Below are 13,873 nucleotides of genomic sequence, written 5' to 3' on the forward strand. Positions count from 1 at the left end.
GATGATATTGCAAATTATTACCATTTGCATTAGCGTTGTTAACAAATTTCGTTGGGGAACAAGCGGTAATGAAGAGGGTATGGAGTGGGTTGCTGTTGGGGATCGGCGCGCTGCCCGCCGTGGCGGCAACGTGCGAGCAGTCGTCCCGGCAGGGCGATGTTCAGGGAAAGTTTGATGCCAGCGCCGAAGTCTGCTTTTCCCTGCCCGAGCTGGATGAAAATTACGTTTCCGCCACGCTGCATGGCGTGACGGATGCGCGCCTGCTGGATGGGCAAAACCGTCGCATCCGCACGCTGATCGAAAACGGTCCTGCGGACGGGGAACACACGCTGCTGTTTGCCCTGCCGGTGAAACAGAACACCTCGCTGGTGCTACACGGCGAAGCTGGCAAGCCGTGGCGTTTTCAGTGGCGGATGAAAGAGACCTCTCCGTTACCACGCGTGCAGATGCTGGCGCCAGAAAGCCCGACGCTGAAGGCGCTGGCAAACGTCATTTCTGCCGGTGGAAGTACCGAGGCGTTCTGGCAGGCGCAGCGTCGACAGGGAACGCCGATGGTGGAGCCGGTAGATGCGAGCCATAAGCGCGTGACCTTTCTGTGGCGCGGCGCGCGGGATAACGTCTTCATTCTCGGCTCGCCGGCGGGGGATCACGATCCGCTGTTCCGCCTGGGCAACAGCGACGTCTGGTTCCGCAGCTACGTGGTCCCCGCTGATACGGTGATGCAGTACAAGCTCGCCCCCGATGTGCCGATCGTTGAAGGCTCTGCCCGCGATCAACGCCGCGCCATCCTGGTAAGCGCGCAGGCCGATCCGCTTAACCCGAATAGCTTTGGGGAGCAGAAGACCGATCGCTGGAATCGCTATTCTCTGCTCGATCTCAGCCCGGCGCGCTACTGCTCCGTTCGGGCTACGGCACAGCCGCTGTTACACGGGACGTTGAGCCGCCAGAGGCTGAGCAGCAACATCCTCGGCAATGCCCGCGACGTGATGATCTACCAACCGCGCGGCGCACAGCTTGCACGCTGGACGCTCATCCTTTTCGACGGACAGGTTTATCAGGACGAATACCATTTTGCCAACGTGCTGGACGGTCTGATTGCCCGACATCACCTGCCTCCGATTAACGTGGTGTTTATCGACAGCCTCGATCACGCCCGTCGCGGCAACGAGCTGCCGCCGAACCCGGATTTTGCTGACTTTATGGCGCACGAGCTGCTGCCGTGGCTGCGGGGGAAGGGCATCGGCATGCAGCGGCAGAAAACCGTACTGGCAGGATCAAGCTACGGGGGAATTGCCTCTTCATGGGTGGCGCTGCGCTATCCGCGCCTGTTTGGCAACGTGCTGAGCCTTTCCGGTTCTTACTGGTGGGCACCAGAAGGTGACGCTCCCGGCTGGCTGACGCGTCAGTACCAACAGTCTCCACCGTATCCGGTGCGCTTCTGGTTACAGGCCGGGAAGTTTGAAACCACGGGACCGGGCGGCGGCATCTATCGCACCACGCAGGATTTTGAACAGGTGCTGAGGAATAAAGGCTACCGCGTCAGCTTCCACCCCTCATCCAGCGGCCACGACTACGCGGCCTGGTGTGAAGCGCTGATCCACGGGATGCGCGATCTCACTGGCTTACGACGCCAGTGAAAACCAGCGGCGCCAGATGAAACGCAGGATAAAGAATTCGATGGCGCCGAGCACCAAAAACCACAGACAGAACAGAATGGTGTACAGCTGATTCAGATCGACCATATGAAAGGTCTGAACCAGCTTCTGCGCCAGCACCAGACCCAGCGACGGCGCGGGTAACAGCAGGCAGGAGAGCAGGGCCATCAGCAAAATGCCCCCTGCGGTGAGCAGCGATTCTAACGGGTGTTTCATCGTAATGTTAATCGTCAGTTAAAAATGTCATTGTCCGGCATCCTGAAACGTAAAGCAATATCATCCCCGCTGGCAAAATTGGGTAAAAGGCCACCGTTATTCTGCGAATTAATAACAGAAAATAGATAATATTTTCGGGGCGATTAAATTAATATCGCGTTATGTAAATAAACGTCTTTCTCACGAAAATAATTTTACAAAGCTATAGGTGCTATATCCAATTAACGTCGCAATAACAATGGCTGCGACAATGTATAACGCCAGACGCCGTCCGCGATAAATACCAAACATGCTTCCTCCTCGTTTAGTGTTGGTTTAGAAATATTTTGTAAAAATCAACGCGTCGAAATAATTTTAATCAGTTTTGAATAACCGGGTAGTCAATATATTGCGGTAGATCAATTTAACCCGCAAGACTTAAAAATGAATTATTTAAAGCCAGAAAGGAATTCCGGCTTCCGTCCACCGGATATTGAAGGAAAAATACCATGACCAAAAAAAATTTCTCGCAGAATATGCCACCCGCAGGCGGGCAGGCGTACCAGCAGACCGTAGAGCAGGTGCTTGCTCAGGCGCAGAGCCAGGCTAATGGCCTGGACCGTGCCGAGGCGCAGGCGCGTTTACAGAAGCATGGCCCGAACGCGCTGCCGGAGAAAAAAGGCAAGCCGGGCTGGCTGCGTTTTCTCGCGCATTTTAACGATGTCCTGATTTACGTCCTGCTGGCAGCCGCCGTATTAACGGCAGTAATGGGACACTGGGTTGATACGCTGGTTATTCTGGGCGTGGCGGTAATCAATGCCTTAATTGGCCACATTCAGGAAAGTAACGCGGAAAAATCCCTGAAGAGTATTCGCAATATGCTCTCCAGCGAGGCGCGCGTTATTCGTAACGGCAACCATGAAACTATCCCGACGACGGAAATCGTCCCGGGCGATATTATTGTGTTGCGCGCAGGAGATCGTATACCGGCGGATATGCGCTTAATCGAAGCGCATAATTTACGCGTGGAAGAGGCAATTCTGACCGGTGAATCCACCGTGGTGGATAAACACACGAACCCGCTGAACGGCGAATTACCGCTGGGCGACCGCACGAACCTGGTCTTTTCCGGTACGACGGTAAGCGCGGGCGGCGGCGTTGGCGTGGTCATTGCCACGGGCCAGGAGACCGAACTCGGCCACATCAACCAGATGATGGCGGGCATTGAAAAACACCGCACCCCGCTGCTGGTGCAGATGGACAAGCTGGGTAAAGCGATCTTCGCCATCATTCTGGCGATGATGGCCGCGCTGTTTGTCTTCAGCCTGGTGTTCCGCGAGATCCCGATGGGCGAGCTGCTGCTCTCCCTGATTAGCCTGGCGGTAGCCTCCGTACCGGAAGGTCTGCCAGCGATTATCTCCATCATCCTCTCGCTGGGCGTACAGGCGATGGCGCGCAAGCGGGCCATCATCCGCAAGCTGCCGACGGTTGAAACCCTGGGCGCGATGACCGTGGTCTGCTCGGATAAAACCGGCACCCTGACCATGAACGAGATGACGGTGAAAGCCATCATCACCGCCGACACCTGCTATCGCGTGGACGGCAACAGCTACGAGCCGGTGGGCAACATCTACCTCGAAGGCAGCGACGAGCCGGTGCAGATCCAGCCGGGCACCGTGCTGGAGCAGTATCTGCGCACCATCGACCTGTGTAACGACAGCCAGCTGATTCAGGACGAGCGTGGCCTGTGGGGCATCACCGGCGGGCCAACCGAGGGCGCGCTGAAGGTGCTGGCGGCCAAGGCCCACCTCGAGCCGGTCGTGACCACGCTGGTTAACAAGATCCCGTTCGACTCTCAGTACAAGTACATGAGCACCCACTACCAGATTGGCAGTGAGGAGCAGATTTTGATTACCGGCGCGCCGGACGTGATTTTCGCCCTGTGTGAGCAGCAGGAGACCCGCAACGGTGCGCAAGCCTTTGACCGCGCGTACTGGGAAACGGAGATGGAGCGCTATGCGCGTCAGGGGCTGCGCATGGTCGCCGCGGCGTTCAAGCCAGCGAACGGCGAGCAGGCATTAACTCACGACGACCTGAGCCACGGTCTGATCTTCCTCGGCATTGCCGGGATGATGGATCCGCCGCGTCCGGAAGCGATTGAGGCGATTAACGCCTGCCAGCAGGCGGGGATCCGCGTGAAGATGATCACCGGGGATCACCCACAGACGGCGATGAGCATCGGCCAGATGCTGGGGATCACCAACAGCGAGCAGGCGGTTACCGGCTACCAGCTGGAGAAGATGGACGACGCCGAGCTGGCGGAAGCGGCGGTGAAGTATGACATCTTCGCCCGTACCAGCCCGGAGCATAAGCTGCGCCTGGTGAAAGCGTTGCAGGACAAAGGCGAAATCGTCGGCATGACCGGTGACGGCGTGAACGATGCCCCGGCGCTGCGCCAGGCGGACGTGGGTATCGCGATGGGCATCAAAGGCACGGAAGTGACCAAAGAGGCGGCGGACATGGTCCTGACGGACGATAACTTCGCCACCATCGCCAGCGCGGTAAAAGAGGGGCGTCGCGTTTACGACAACCTGAAGAAGACCATCCTGTTCATCATGCCGACCAACCTGGCGCAGGGGCTATTGATTGTGATTGCGCTGCTGGCGGGGAACATCATTCCGCTGACGCCAGTGCTGATCCTGTGGATGAACATGGCGACCTCCGCCACGCTCTCCTTCGGCCTGGCCTTCGAGGCCGCCGAGCGCAACATTATGCGCCGCCCGCCGCGTCAGACCGGGCAGCACGTGATGGACGCCTACGCCGTCTGGCGCGTGGCCTTCGTCGGCACCATGATTGCCATCGCCGCCTTTGCGCTGGAAGCCTGGCTGGCCCCGCGCGGCCACAGCGCGGAGTTCATCCGCACCGTGCTGTTGCAGATGCTGGTCTGCGCCCAGTGGGTATACATGATTAACTGCCGCAACACCGACGGGTTCTCCCTGAACCACGGCCTGCTGGCGAACAAAGGGATCTGGCTGGTAACGGGCGTACTGTTCCTGCTCCAGGCGGCGATTATCTACCTGCCGTTTATGCAGATGCTGTTCGGCACCGAAGCGCTGCCGCTGCGCTACTGGTTCGTGACGCTGGCGGTGGCGGGCGTGATGTTCTTCGTCGTCGAAATCGAGAAGCGACTGACCCGCAGGTTCCGTAAGGCTGCATAACCTTTTGCCCTCACCCTAACCCTCTCCCACAGGGAGAGGGAACTCTGACCTCCCTCTCCCTGTGGGAGAGGGCCGGGGTGAGGGAAAACAACGCCGAGGTACTCCCATGAAATTCCCACTCCTGTTCGCGCTCCTCGCCTGCACCCTGCCACCCGCATTCGCCGCGGCCATTCCCGTGCGTGTCGCCACCGTGGAGCAGACCGCCCACGCCGCCGAGCGTCAGATCCCGGGTCGCATTGAAGCTATCCACACCGTTGAACTGCGCGCCCGCACGGAAGGCGTCATCACCAGAATCCACTTCCGCGACGGGCAGTACGTGAAAAAAGGCGACGTGTTGTTCGAACTGGACGACGCCGAGCCGCGCGCCGCCCTGCGTCTGGCGCAGGCCGAAGTGAGAAGCGCCGAAGCCACGCTGCGTCAGGCGCAGCAGCAGCTGTCACGCTTCGAAAGCCTGGGCAGCAGCAACGCCATCAGCCGCCACGACGTGGACAACGCCCGCATGCAGCGCGACGTAGCGAGCGCCGCGCTGGAGCAGGCGAAAGCCCGTCTCGACACCCGCAGCGTCACCCTCAACTACACGCGCATTACCTCACCGATTGACGGGCGCGTGGGGCACAGCAACTTTCACGTCGGCAGCCTGGTGAATCCTGCCAGCGGTGTGCTGGTGGAGGTGGTGCAGCTCGATCCCATCCGCATTGCCTTTGCGCTGGAAGAGGGCACGTTTGCCACTAAAGCCGGACAGCATGCGGATATCAGCGCCATGAAGCAGGCCTGGCAGGCGCTGATTGACAGCAACGGCCAGCGCATCAGCGGGGAACTCACCTCCGTGGACAACCGCATCGACCCGCGCACCGCCAGCGTGATGCTGCGCGCCGAGTTCGCCAACCCGCGCCATCAGCTGCTGCCCGGCGGCAACGTGAACGTCTACCTGCGTCCGTCAAGTGAGCAACCAGTGCTGACTCTGCCCGCCGCTGCCGTACAGCAGAATGGCCACGGGTTCTTCGCATGGGTGGTTAACGCCGAGGATAAAGCCGAAATGCGTCCGCTGAAGGTCGCCGGACAGATCGGCCAGCAGTTCCAGATTGCCTCCGGCCTGAAGCCCGGTGAGCGAGCGATTACTGACGGTGCGCAGCGCGTGCAGCCAGGCGTTGCCGTCCAGATACTGAATTAAGGAGCCATCATGCTGACGTTTTTCATCAAACGCCCGCGCTTTGCGATGGTGATAGCGCTGGTCATCACCCTGCTGGGGGCCATCGCGCTGAGGATTATTCCGGTGGAGCAGTACCCGCAGATCACCCCGCCGGTCGTGAATGTGTCAGCGTCATGGCCGGGCGCCAGCTCGGCTGACGTGGCGGAGGCCATCGCCACGCCGCTGGAAACCCAGCTGAACGGGGTGGATCATATGCTCTATATGGAGTCCACCAGTTCGGACGAGGGTAGCTATAGCCTGAACATTACCTTTGCGGCAGGCACCGACCCGGATCTCGCCGCCATCGACGTGCAGAACCGCGTGGCGCAGGCCGTGGCGCAACTGCCGACCGAGGCACAGCAAAACGGCGTGCAGGTGCGCAAGCGCGCCACCAACCTGATGATGGGGGTAAGCCTTTACTCACCGAACAACACCCACACGCCGCTGTTCGTCAGCAACTACGCCAGCACCCAGGTGCGCGAGGCGCTGTCGCGTCTGCCGGGCGTCGGGCAGGTACAGATGTTTGGCGCACGGGACTACAGCATGCGCATCTGGCTGCGTCCGGACCGCATGAACGCCCTGAACGTGACCAGCGATGACGTGGCGCAGGCGCTGCGCGAGCAGAACGTGCAGGGGGCGGCAGGCCAGGTCGGCACGCCGCCGGTGTTTAACGGCCAGCAGCAGACCCTGACCATTAACGGGCTGGGGCGCTTAAATCAGGCCGATGACTTTGCCAACATCATTATCCGCGCCGGGGAGATGGGTCAGCTGGTGCGCCTGAAGGACGTCGCCACCATCGAGCTTGGCTCGCGCAGCTACAGCTCTGGCGCGCAGCTGAACGGGCACGACTCCGCCTACCTCGGCATCTACCCGACGCCGTCCGCTAACGCCCTGCGCGTGGCCGATGCGGTGCGCGCGGAGCTGGAACGGTTATCCACGCGCTTCCCGGACGATCTGGTCTATGAAGTCAAATTCGACACCACCTCGTTTGTGGCCGCCACCATCAAAGAGATTGGCGTCTCGCTGGCGCTGACGATGCTGGCGGTGGTGGTCGTGGTGTCCCTGTTCCTGCAAAGCTGGCGCGCGACGCTGATTGTTGCCCTTGCCATTCCGGTGTCGCTGGTGGGCACCTTCGCGGTGCTCTATACGCTCGGCTACTCCGCCAATACGCTGAGCCTGTTCGCTATCATTCTGGCGCTGACCATGGTGGTGGATGACGCCATCGTGGTGGTGGAGAGCGTCGAAACGCTGATGGCGGAAGGGCAGAGCCGTACGGCGGCGACCGCGCTGGCGCTGCGCCAGATCGCCGGGCCAGTGATTGCCACCACGCTGGTGCTGCTGGCGGTGTTTGTGCCGGTGGCGCTCCTGCCGGGGATTGTCGGCGAGCTGTACCGCCAGTTCGCGGTGACGCTCTCGACTGCCGTCACGCTCTCAAGCCTGGTGGCGTTGACTCTTACGCCCGCCCTGTGCGCGCTGTTGCTGCGCCCGCGACCGGAGAAACCTGCGGCACTCTATCGCGCCTTTAACCACGGGCTGGACGCCACGCGCGGTTTCTACACCCGCATCGTGAACGTTTTAAACCTGCGCCCGTGGCTGGCGCTGCTGGCCACCGCAGGCGCGGCGGCGGTGGTGGTATTCAGCTTTATGTCGATGCCAAAGGGCTTCCTGCCGCAGGAGGATCAGGGCTACTTCTTCGCCAGCGTCCAGCTGCCGGAGGCAGCCTCGCTGGAGCGCACCGAAGCGGTGATGACCACCGCGCGCGAGCTGATCGCTAACAACCCGGCGGTAGAAGACGTGATTCAGGTCTCCGGGTTTAACATCCTCAACGGCACCAGCGCATCGAACGGCGGGTTTATCTCCATCATGCTCAAAGACTGGAGCGAGCGTCCGCCGCTGGATGAGGTGATGGGCATCCTTCAGCGCCAGCTGCTGGCCCTGCCGGAAGCCACCATCATGACCTTTGCGCCGCCGACGCTGCCGGGGCTGGGCAACGCCTCCGGCTTCGACCTGCGCATTCAGGCGCAGGCGGGGCAAAGTCCGGCGGAGCTGGAGCGCGTGACGCGTGAGGTGCTGGCGAAAGCCAACCAGAACCCGCAGCTGAGCCGCGTGTTCACCACCTGGAGCAGCAACGTGCCGCAGATGACGCTCACCGTTGACCGCGAGCGCGCGGCCCGCCTCGACGTGCCGGTGTCACGCATCTTCAGCAGCCTGCAAACCGCCTTTGGCGGCACGCGCGCCGGGGATTTCAGCGTCAACAACCGCGTCTACCACGTAGTGATGCAGAACGAGATGCAGTGGCGCGAGCGCGCGGAGCAAATCAGCGAGCTGTTCGTGCGCAGCAACAGCGGCGAGCGGGTGCGTCTGAGCAACCTCATCACCATCACGCCGACCGTCGGCGCGCCATTTATTCAGCAGTACAACCAGTTCCCGTCGGTATCGGTGAGCGGCTCGGCAGCGGAAGGGGTGAGCAGCAGCACCGCAATGGCGGCGATGGGCGAGATTCTGGCGGAAAACCTGCCAGCCGGGTACGACTACGCCTGGAGCGGCATGTCGTATCAGGAGCAGCAGACCGGCAATCAGGCGATATGGATTGTGCTGGCGGCGGTGGTGATGGCGTGGCTGTTTCTCGTCGCCCAGTATGAGAGCTGGACGCTGCCGGCGAGCGTGATGCTCTCGGTGCTGTTCGCCATCGGCGGGGCGCTGGTCTGGCTGTGGCTGGCGGGCTACGCCAACGACGTGTATGTGCAGATAGGTCTGGTGCTACTGATAGCCCTCGCCGCCAAGAACGCAATTCTTATCGTGGAGTTTGCCCGCGCCCGGCGCATGGATGGAATGGCGATTGTCGATGCCGCACGGGAGGGGGCATCGCGCCGCTTCCGCGCGGTAATGATGACCGCCGTGTCGTTCATTATCGGCGTCCTGCCGATGATGCTGGCGACCGGGGCGGGTGCCCAGAGCCGCCGCATCATCGGCACTACGGTGTTCAGCGGCATGCTGGTGGCGACCGTGGTGGGGATAGTGTTCATCCCGGCGCTGTTCGTGCTGTTCCAGCACCTGCGCGAGTGGGGCCACGGCCTTACGGACTCGTCGCCCACAGCTCACAGTGCTTCTGCACCAGAGAAATCAGCGAGCCGCCATCGGCGATAAAGTCCCGCATGCGCTGCGCCTCGCTCTTGCCCTGCTTTAACAGCAGGGCAATCTCATTGATTGCGCTTGTCGCGCCGAGCTTCTCGGCCGACGGCGCAACCTGCTCGAGCAGCCAGGCGATATCTTCCGCCACGGTTTTGTGCTCGCCGGTATGTACGTCCGTCAGAATGCCTTCCAGCCCGTAGCGACAGGCCTGAAAACGGTTAAAGCGATACAGCAAAAAATCCCGTTCCTGATGCTTATACGGCCGCGCGGTCAGCAGCCAGTGCGACGTCGCCTGAATAAGCCCGGCGATGTTAATGGCGTGGCTGAGCGTCAGCGGCGTATCCATCACCCGCACCTCGACGGTGCCGAAGTGCGGGCTGGGGCGGATGTCCCAGTGCAGATCCTTAATGCTGTCGATCATGCTGGTGGAGCTCAGGCGGCGGAACAGCCCCTCGAACTCCTGCCAGCTGTTGACCCACGGCATCTGACCGTTATCCGGGAAGCCCGAGAAGATGTTGAGACGCGATGAGGCGAACTTCGTGTCCGTGCCCTGCATATACGGTGATGCGGCGGCCAGGGCGATAAAGTGCGGCACAAAGCGCGACAGGCCGTGCAGCAGGTAAATGGCGTCGTCCCCGGTCCGACAGCCGACGTGTACGTGCTGGCCGAACACCGTCGCCTGCAAAATCAGATAGCCAAAGCGCTCCAGCGTGACGTTATAGCGCTCGTCGTCGCACACTTCCTGCCGCTGCCATTTCTGGAACGGATGCGTCCCACCGCCGCAGATCTGGATATGCTGATCTTCCGCCGCGCGCAGGATGCTCTGCTGCATCACTGAAAACTGCGCCGCTGCCTGGTCGATGGTCTGGCACACGCCGGTGGCGATTTCGAGCATGCTTTCGGTGATGTCGTGTTTGACTTCCCCCCCTTTGATGTCGTCTTTGACGGCGGCGATGAGGGCAGAGGAGTCCTGGCTCAGATCGTAACCCGGCGGGTTAACCACCTGGAGTTCGAGCTCAATGCCGAGGGTATAAGGTTCAGAGGATTTGAAGTCGGGTAAAGGCATGGCGCACTCCGTTGTCTGTTATGAGTTGAGTATAGACAATGGGCGTGGCGCGCTCGTCTCAGGGTGGTATAACTGATAGCAGGCTTAGCAAAAGGGGAGTGATCCATGTCTGACTATCCAACCATTGCGCTGACAGGACCCGGTGCGATAGGGACCACCATCGCCGCGGTGCTGCATGAAGCGGGCCGCACGCCGCTGCTGTGTGGGCGCACCGCGCATCCGGAACTGCGCCTGCGTCATGATGAGGGTGAAATTGTGGTGCCCGGTCCGGTACTCACCGATCCCAGCGTCATTACGCGCCCCGTTGACCTCGTTTTTTTGGCGGTCAAAACGACGCAAAATGCCGACAGCGCCGGGTGGCTGCGCGCTCTGTGCGATGAAAACACCGTGGTCTGCGCGCTGCAAAACGGCGTGGAGCAGAAAGCCCAGCTTGCGCCTTTGGTCAATGGCGCAACGGTGCTGCCCTCGGTGGTCTGGTTCCCTGCCCAGCGCGAGCCGGATGCCTCCGTCTGGCTGCGCGCCAAACCGCGCCTTACGCTGCCGGACGTGCCGCAGGCGCAGCGGGTGGTGGAGGCGCTTCGCGGCACGCGCTGTGACGTTGAGCTCTCGACAGATTTCACTACCGTCGCCTGGCGCAAGCTGCTGCAAAACGCGGTCGCCGGGCTGATGGTGCTGGCCAATCGCCGCGCCGGGATGTTCAGGCGCGAGGATATCAGCGAGCTGGCGCTGGCCTACCTGCGCGAGGGGCTTACCGTCGCCCGCGCCGAAGGGGCGAAGCTGGACGATGCGGTGGCTGAGGAGATCCTGGCGAATTTCCAGCGTGCGCCAGTGGATTTAGGCACGTCGATCCTTGCCGACCGTCAGGCGGATCGCCCGATGGAGTGGGACATCCGCAACGGTGTGATCCAGCGCTATGGCCGCAGGCACGGGATTGCGGTGCCCGTCAGCGATGTGGTGGTGCCGCTGCTGGCGGCGGGGAGCGAGGGGCCGGGCTAACGGCCGCTGTTTTTCCGTTCGGCATAGTAATGGGCGGCCGTGCTGCCCATCGCTTTTCTAAACAAGGTGATAAACGCATTCATACCTGAGAGTGGCGGCGGGCCGATAGAGAGGAAGAGAGATGAATATGAATGTCCGCTCTGTGCCATAAGCGGACATAACTCACAGCTTATGCGTTCTTGGTTAACAAAATATTTTTCAAATCTGATGAGGGAGAAAGACCAAAATGGCGCGCATATTCGCGACTGAACTGAGTATGACTTTGATAACCAACAGAATGCGCTATGGCAGTAATGCTATCACCGGTAGTGGCTAATCTCAGCCGTGCCTGCATGAGCCGCACCCGTTTCTGATACTGCATGGGGCTGAGCGCCGTTATAGCCTGAAAATGACGATGAAATGCCGAAACGCTCAGCGCGGCCATCGCTGCCAATTCTTCCACCCGCACGGCCTGCATGTAGTTGAGCTTCAACCAGTTAATTACCCTATAAATCCGGGAAAGATGCGATTCCGGCGTGGCGATATTACGCAGCATCCAGCCAAGCGGCCCCTGCAACACCCGGAATAAAATTTCACGCTCATAGGCCGGTGCCAGAGCAGATATCTCCTCAGGCTTGTTGATTAATCGCAGCATCCTCAGCCATGCATCCAGCAATTCAGACGTAACCGGAGCCACAGAAAATCCCGCATGGTAAAGATGCATCTTGTCAACAGCCGGCATGTCATCCAGCAGTTCAGCAATAATTTCCGGCTTCGGCGTCAGGCTCACAGCAAGATACGGCGCGCCGGTTTTCTCATCTGCACAGACCTTACCCACGGCGGGCAAATCAACCGACATCACAAAGTAGGTGGCAGGGTCATACTGCCAGGTTTTATTCCCAACCGTCATGCTCTTGGAGCCAGTCAGGATCAGGTTAATCATCGGTTCATATACCGCTGAAAGTCTGTGTTCAGGAATTTCTCCCTGCACCATTGCGACACGCGGTATACCGGTTTCTGTGGCCTTGTTTCCGGCTCCGGAAGCCAGCAGTCGCAGTTCAGTTAATTGTTTTTGCATCTTCGTAAAATAACACGGCACGGGACAGGCAACAAGATTAAAGCAGGATTAGGCAAATGTCAGAGAGGATTACAGGAGCCAGAGCCTGGTGCTGTGCGTAATCTTGAACTCGTCATCCATTCTGTCAGGAGCTTTTATGAAACATGTCTTGATTACCGGCGGAAGCCGCGGCATCGGAGCCAGTACGGCGATTGAATGTGCACATCGCGGCTACGGCGTCATTCTCACCTGGAATAGCCAGCCGGAAGCGGCCAGCCAGGTCGTTAAGCGGATTAAAAACGAGGGGGGACGCGCGTTAGCATTGCGGCTGGATTTAGAGGATGTCGGCAGTTTCAGTACTTTTCGTTCACAACTGGCTATGACAATGGAGACACACTGGGGCGCCAGGGGACTGAACGGGCTGGTAAACAATGCAGGATATGGTTTGTATAACCCCATTGAAACCGTGACTGAAGCGCAGTTTGACAGCTTAATGAATGTGCATCTGAAGGGCCCCTTCTTTCTAACTCAGACGCTGCTTCCACTTCTTCAGCGGGATGCCGCTATTGTTAATCTCACCAGTGCCACCACCCGCGTGGCGACCGCTGGTGTGGCACCTTACGCCACTTTTAAGGGTGGCCTCGAAGTGCTGACACGTTATATGGCCAAAGAGTTTGGTGAACGGGGGATTAGGGTAAACGCCGTATCGCCAGGCCCGATCCGTACTGAACTGGGAGGGGGCCTAAGTGATGAGTTTGAAGCATTGCTCGCCGGACAAACGGCACTTGGACGAATTGGTGAACCTGATGAAGTTGCCCGTGTTATCGCCGGATTACTGACAGCCGATGGCGGCTGGATTAATGCACAGACGATCGAAGTCGCGGGCGGTTATAACATCTGACAACGGAGCTTTTTATGCTGGACCATATCTTTATTACCGTAAGCGATACCGAGCGCTCAATTACCTTCTATGAACGCGTGCTTCCTCTTCTCGGCATCATCAACCGCCACGATTATGACGGCAGCGATGGCCCGTCAGGCCATCCCGATCTTAAGGGATTTGGAGCCAGTGGCCGCGTATTTTTCTGGCTTAGGCCAGGAATGCCATGTCCGCAGGCCGTTCATGTGGGGTTCGCGGCGGATTCTGAAACGATGGTTAACCAGGCTTATGCAGAAGCAATCGCGGCGGGAGCAACAGAAATTCATCCGCCAGGAGCACAACTTCATTATGACCCGCGCTATTACGCCGCCCAGGTCAGAGATCCGGATGGATACAGCCTGGAGTTTGTTTATAAAAGCTGGCAGCACGGGCGCTGATAACAGGGTGGTGCTGGCCAGAAAAAATTTTATATGGGTGTAACCCCACTAATGCCGACCTTAATCATT

General features: G+C 59.7%; 10 protein-coding genes. 7 read left to right on the top strand and 3 right to left on the bottom strand.

Annotated features, from left to right (window positions below):
- The first annotated feature begins 68 nt into the window (after nucleotides 1-68).
- Nucleotides 69-1,637 carry an alpha/beta hydrolase-fold protein gene (locus ACWKXX_RS01310; RefSeq protein ID WP_261666394.1) on the top strand — a complete coding sequence of 523 codons (1,569 nt, stop codon included), beginning with the start codon at nucleotides 69-71 and terminating at the stop codon, nucleotides 1,635-1,637.
- Here the strand turns inward: ACWKXX_RS01310 and ACWKXX_RS01315 are convergent.
- A complete protein-coding gene (locus tag ACWKXX_RS01315; protein ID WP_003858875.1) occupies nucleotides 1,623-1,871 on the bottom strand; it encodes a DUF1158 domain-containing protein in 249 nt (82 codons plus the stop codon). The genes ACWKXX_RS01310 and ACWKXX_RS01315 overlap by 15 nt on opposite strands.
- 488 nt (nucleotides 1,872-2,359) lie before the next feature.
- Here ACWKXX_RS01315 and ACWKXX_RS01320 point away from each other — a divergent pair, with 488 nt between their 5' ends.
- The 3 genes from ACWKXX_RS01320 (at nucleotide 2,360) to ACWKXX_RS01330 (ending at nucleotide 9,404) form a co-directional block, all read left to right on the top strand.
- Complete coding sequence (locus ACWKXX_RS01320; RefSeq protein WP_454540757.1) at nucleotides 2,360-5,068, top strand: cation-transporting P-type ATPase; 2,709 nt, start codon at nucleotides 2,360-2,362, stop codon at nucleotides 5,066-5,068.
- Between the two features lie 106 nt (nucleotides 5,069-5,174).
- Nucleotides 5,175-6,239: an efflux RND transporter periplasmic adaptor subunit gene (locus ACWKXX_RS01325; RefSeq protein WP_017694366.1), complete on the top strand. Its 1,065-nt coding sequence runs from the start codon at nucleotides 5,175-5,177 to the stop codon at nucleotides 6,237-6,239.
- Nucleotides 6,240-6,248: 9 nt separating this feature from the next.
- Nucleotides 6,249-9,404, top strand: a complete 3,156-nt coding sequence (locus ACWKXX_RS01330) for an efflux RND transporter permease subunit (protein WP_261666393.1) — start codon at nucleotides 6,249-6,251, stop codon at nucleotides 9,402-9,404.
- Here ACWKXX_RS01330 and ACWKXX_RS01335 read toward each other — a convergent pair.
- A complete protein-coding gene (locus ACWKXX_RS01335; RefSeq protein ID WP_015571201.1) occupies nucleotides 9,334-10,455 on the bottom strand; it encodes a YbdK family carboxylate-amine ligase in 1,122 nt (373 codons plus the stop codon). The two genes, ACWKXX_RS01330 and ACWKXX_RS01335, sit on opposite strands and share 71 nt — an antisense overlap.
- 105 nt (nucleotides 10,456-10,560) lie before the next feature.
- Between ACWKXX_RS01335 and ACWKXX_RS01340 the strand changes: the two genes are divergently transcribed.
- Entirely contained in the window at nucleotides 10,561-11,451 is an 891-nt protein-coding gene (locus tag ACWKXX_RS01340; protein WP_126290932.1) for an oxidoreductase, read from the top strand.
- Between the two features lie 169 nt (nucleotides 11,452-11,620).
- On the opposite strand, the gene ACWKXX_RS01345 is transcribed toward ACWKXX_RS01340, so the two are convergent.
- Nucleotides 11,621-12,508, bottom strand: a complete 888-nt coding sequence (locus ACWKXX_RS01345; protein WP_045344569.1) for an AraC family transcriptional regulator — start codon at nucleotides 12,506-12,508, stop codon at nucleotides 11,621-11,623.
- Between the two features lie 136 nt (nucleotides 12,509-12,644).
- On the opposite strand from ACWKXX_RS01345, the gene ACWKXX_RS01350 reads away from it, so the two are divergent.
- Both ACWKXX_RS01350 and ACWKXX_RS01355 read left to right on the top strand, forming a co-directional pair.
- The gene (locus ACWKXX_RS01350; RefSeq protein WP_045344568.1) at nucleotides 12,645-13,388 is read left to right on the top strand and encodes an SDR family NAD(P)-dependent oxidoreductase; all 744 of its coding nucleotides are present in this window, start codon (nucleotides 12,645-12,647) and stop codon (nucleotides 13,386-13,388) included.
- 14 nt (nucleotides 13,389-13,402) lie between these two features.
- Nucleotides 13,403-13,804 carry a VOC family protein gene (locus ACWKXX_RS01355; RefSeq protein ID WP_032611598.1) on the top strand — a complete coding sequence of 134 codons (402 nt, stop codon included), beginning with the start codon at nucleotides 13,403-13,405 and terminating at the stop codon, nucleotides 13,802-13,804.
- Nucleotides 13,805-13,873: the final 69 nt, after the last annotated feature.

Source organism: Enterobacter sp. UPMP2061 (assembly GCF_053709615.1).

Excerpts from the sequence above, each read along its gene's own strand:
- ACWKXX_RS01310 (WP_261666394.1), top strand. The coding sequence starts at position 69 with ATGAAGAGGGTATGGAGTGGGTTGCTGTTGGGGATCGGCGCGCTGCCC.
- ACWKXX_RS01315 (WP_003858875.1), bottom strand. The coding sequence starts at position 1,871 with ATGAAACACCCGTTAGAATCGCTGCTCACCGCAGGGGGCATTTTGCTG.
- ACWKXX_RS01320 (WP_454540757.1), top strand. The coding sequence starts at position 2,360 with ATGACCAAAAAAAATTTCTCGCAGAATATGCCACCCGCAGGCGGGCAG.
- ACWKXX_RS01325 (WP_017694366.1), top strand. The coding sequence starts at position 5,175 with ATGAAATTCCCACTCCTGTTCGCGCTCCTCGCCTGCACCCTGCCACCC.
- ACWKXX_RS01330 (WP_261666393.1), top strand. The coding sequence starts at position 6,249 with ATGCTGACGTTTTTCATCAAACGCCCGCGCTTTGCGATGGTGATAGCG.
- ACWKXX_RS01335 (WP_015571201.1), bottom strand. The coding sequence starts at position 10,455 with ATGCCTTTACCCGACTTCAAATCCTCTGAACCTTATACCCTCGGCATT.
- ACWKXX_RS01340 (WP_126290932.1), top strand. The coding sequence starts at position 10,561 with ATGTCTGACTATCCAACCATTGCGCTGACAGGACCCGGTGCGATAGGG.
- ACWKXX_RS01345 (WP_045344569.1), bottom strand. The coding sequence starts at position 12,508 with ATGCAAAAACAATTAACTGAACTGCGACTGCTGGCTTCCGGAGCCGGA.
- ACWKXX_RS01350 (WP_045344568.1), top strand. The coding sequence starts at position 12,645 with ATGAAACATGTCTTGATTACCGGCGGAAGCCGCGGCATCGGAGCCAGT.
- ACWKXX_RS01355 (WP_032611598.1), top strand. The coding sequence starts at position 13,403 with ATGCTGGACCATATCTTTATTACCGTAAGCGATACCGAGCGCTCAATT.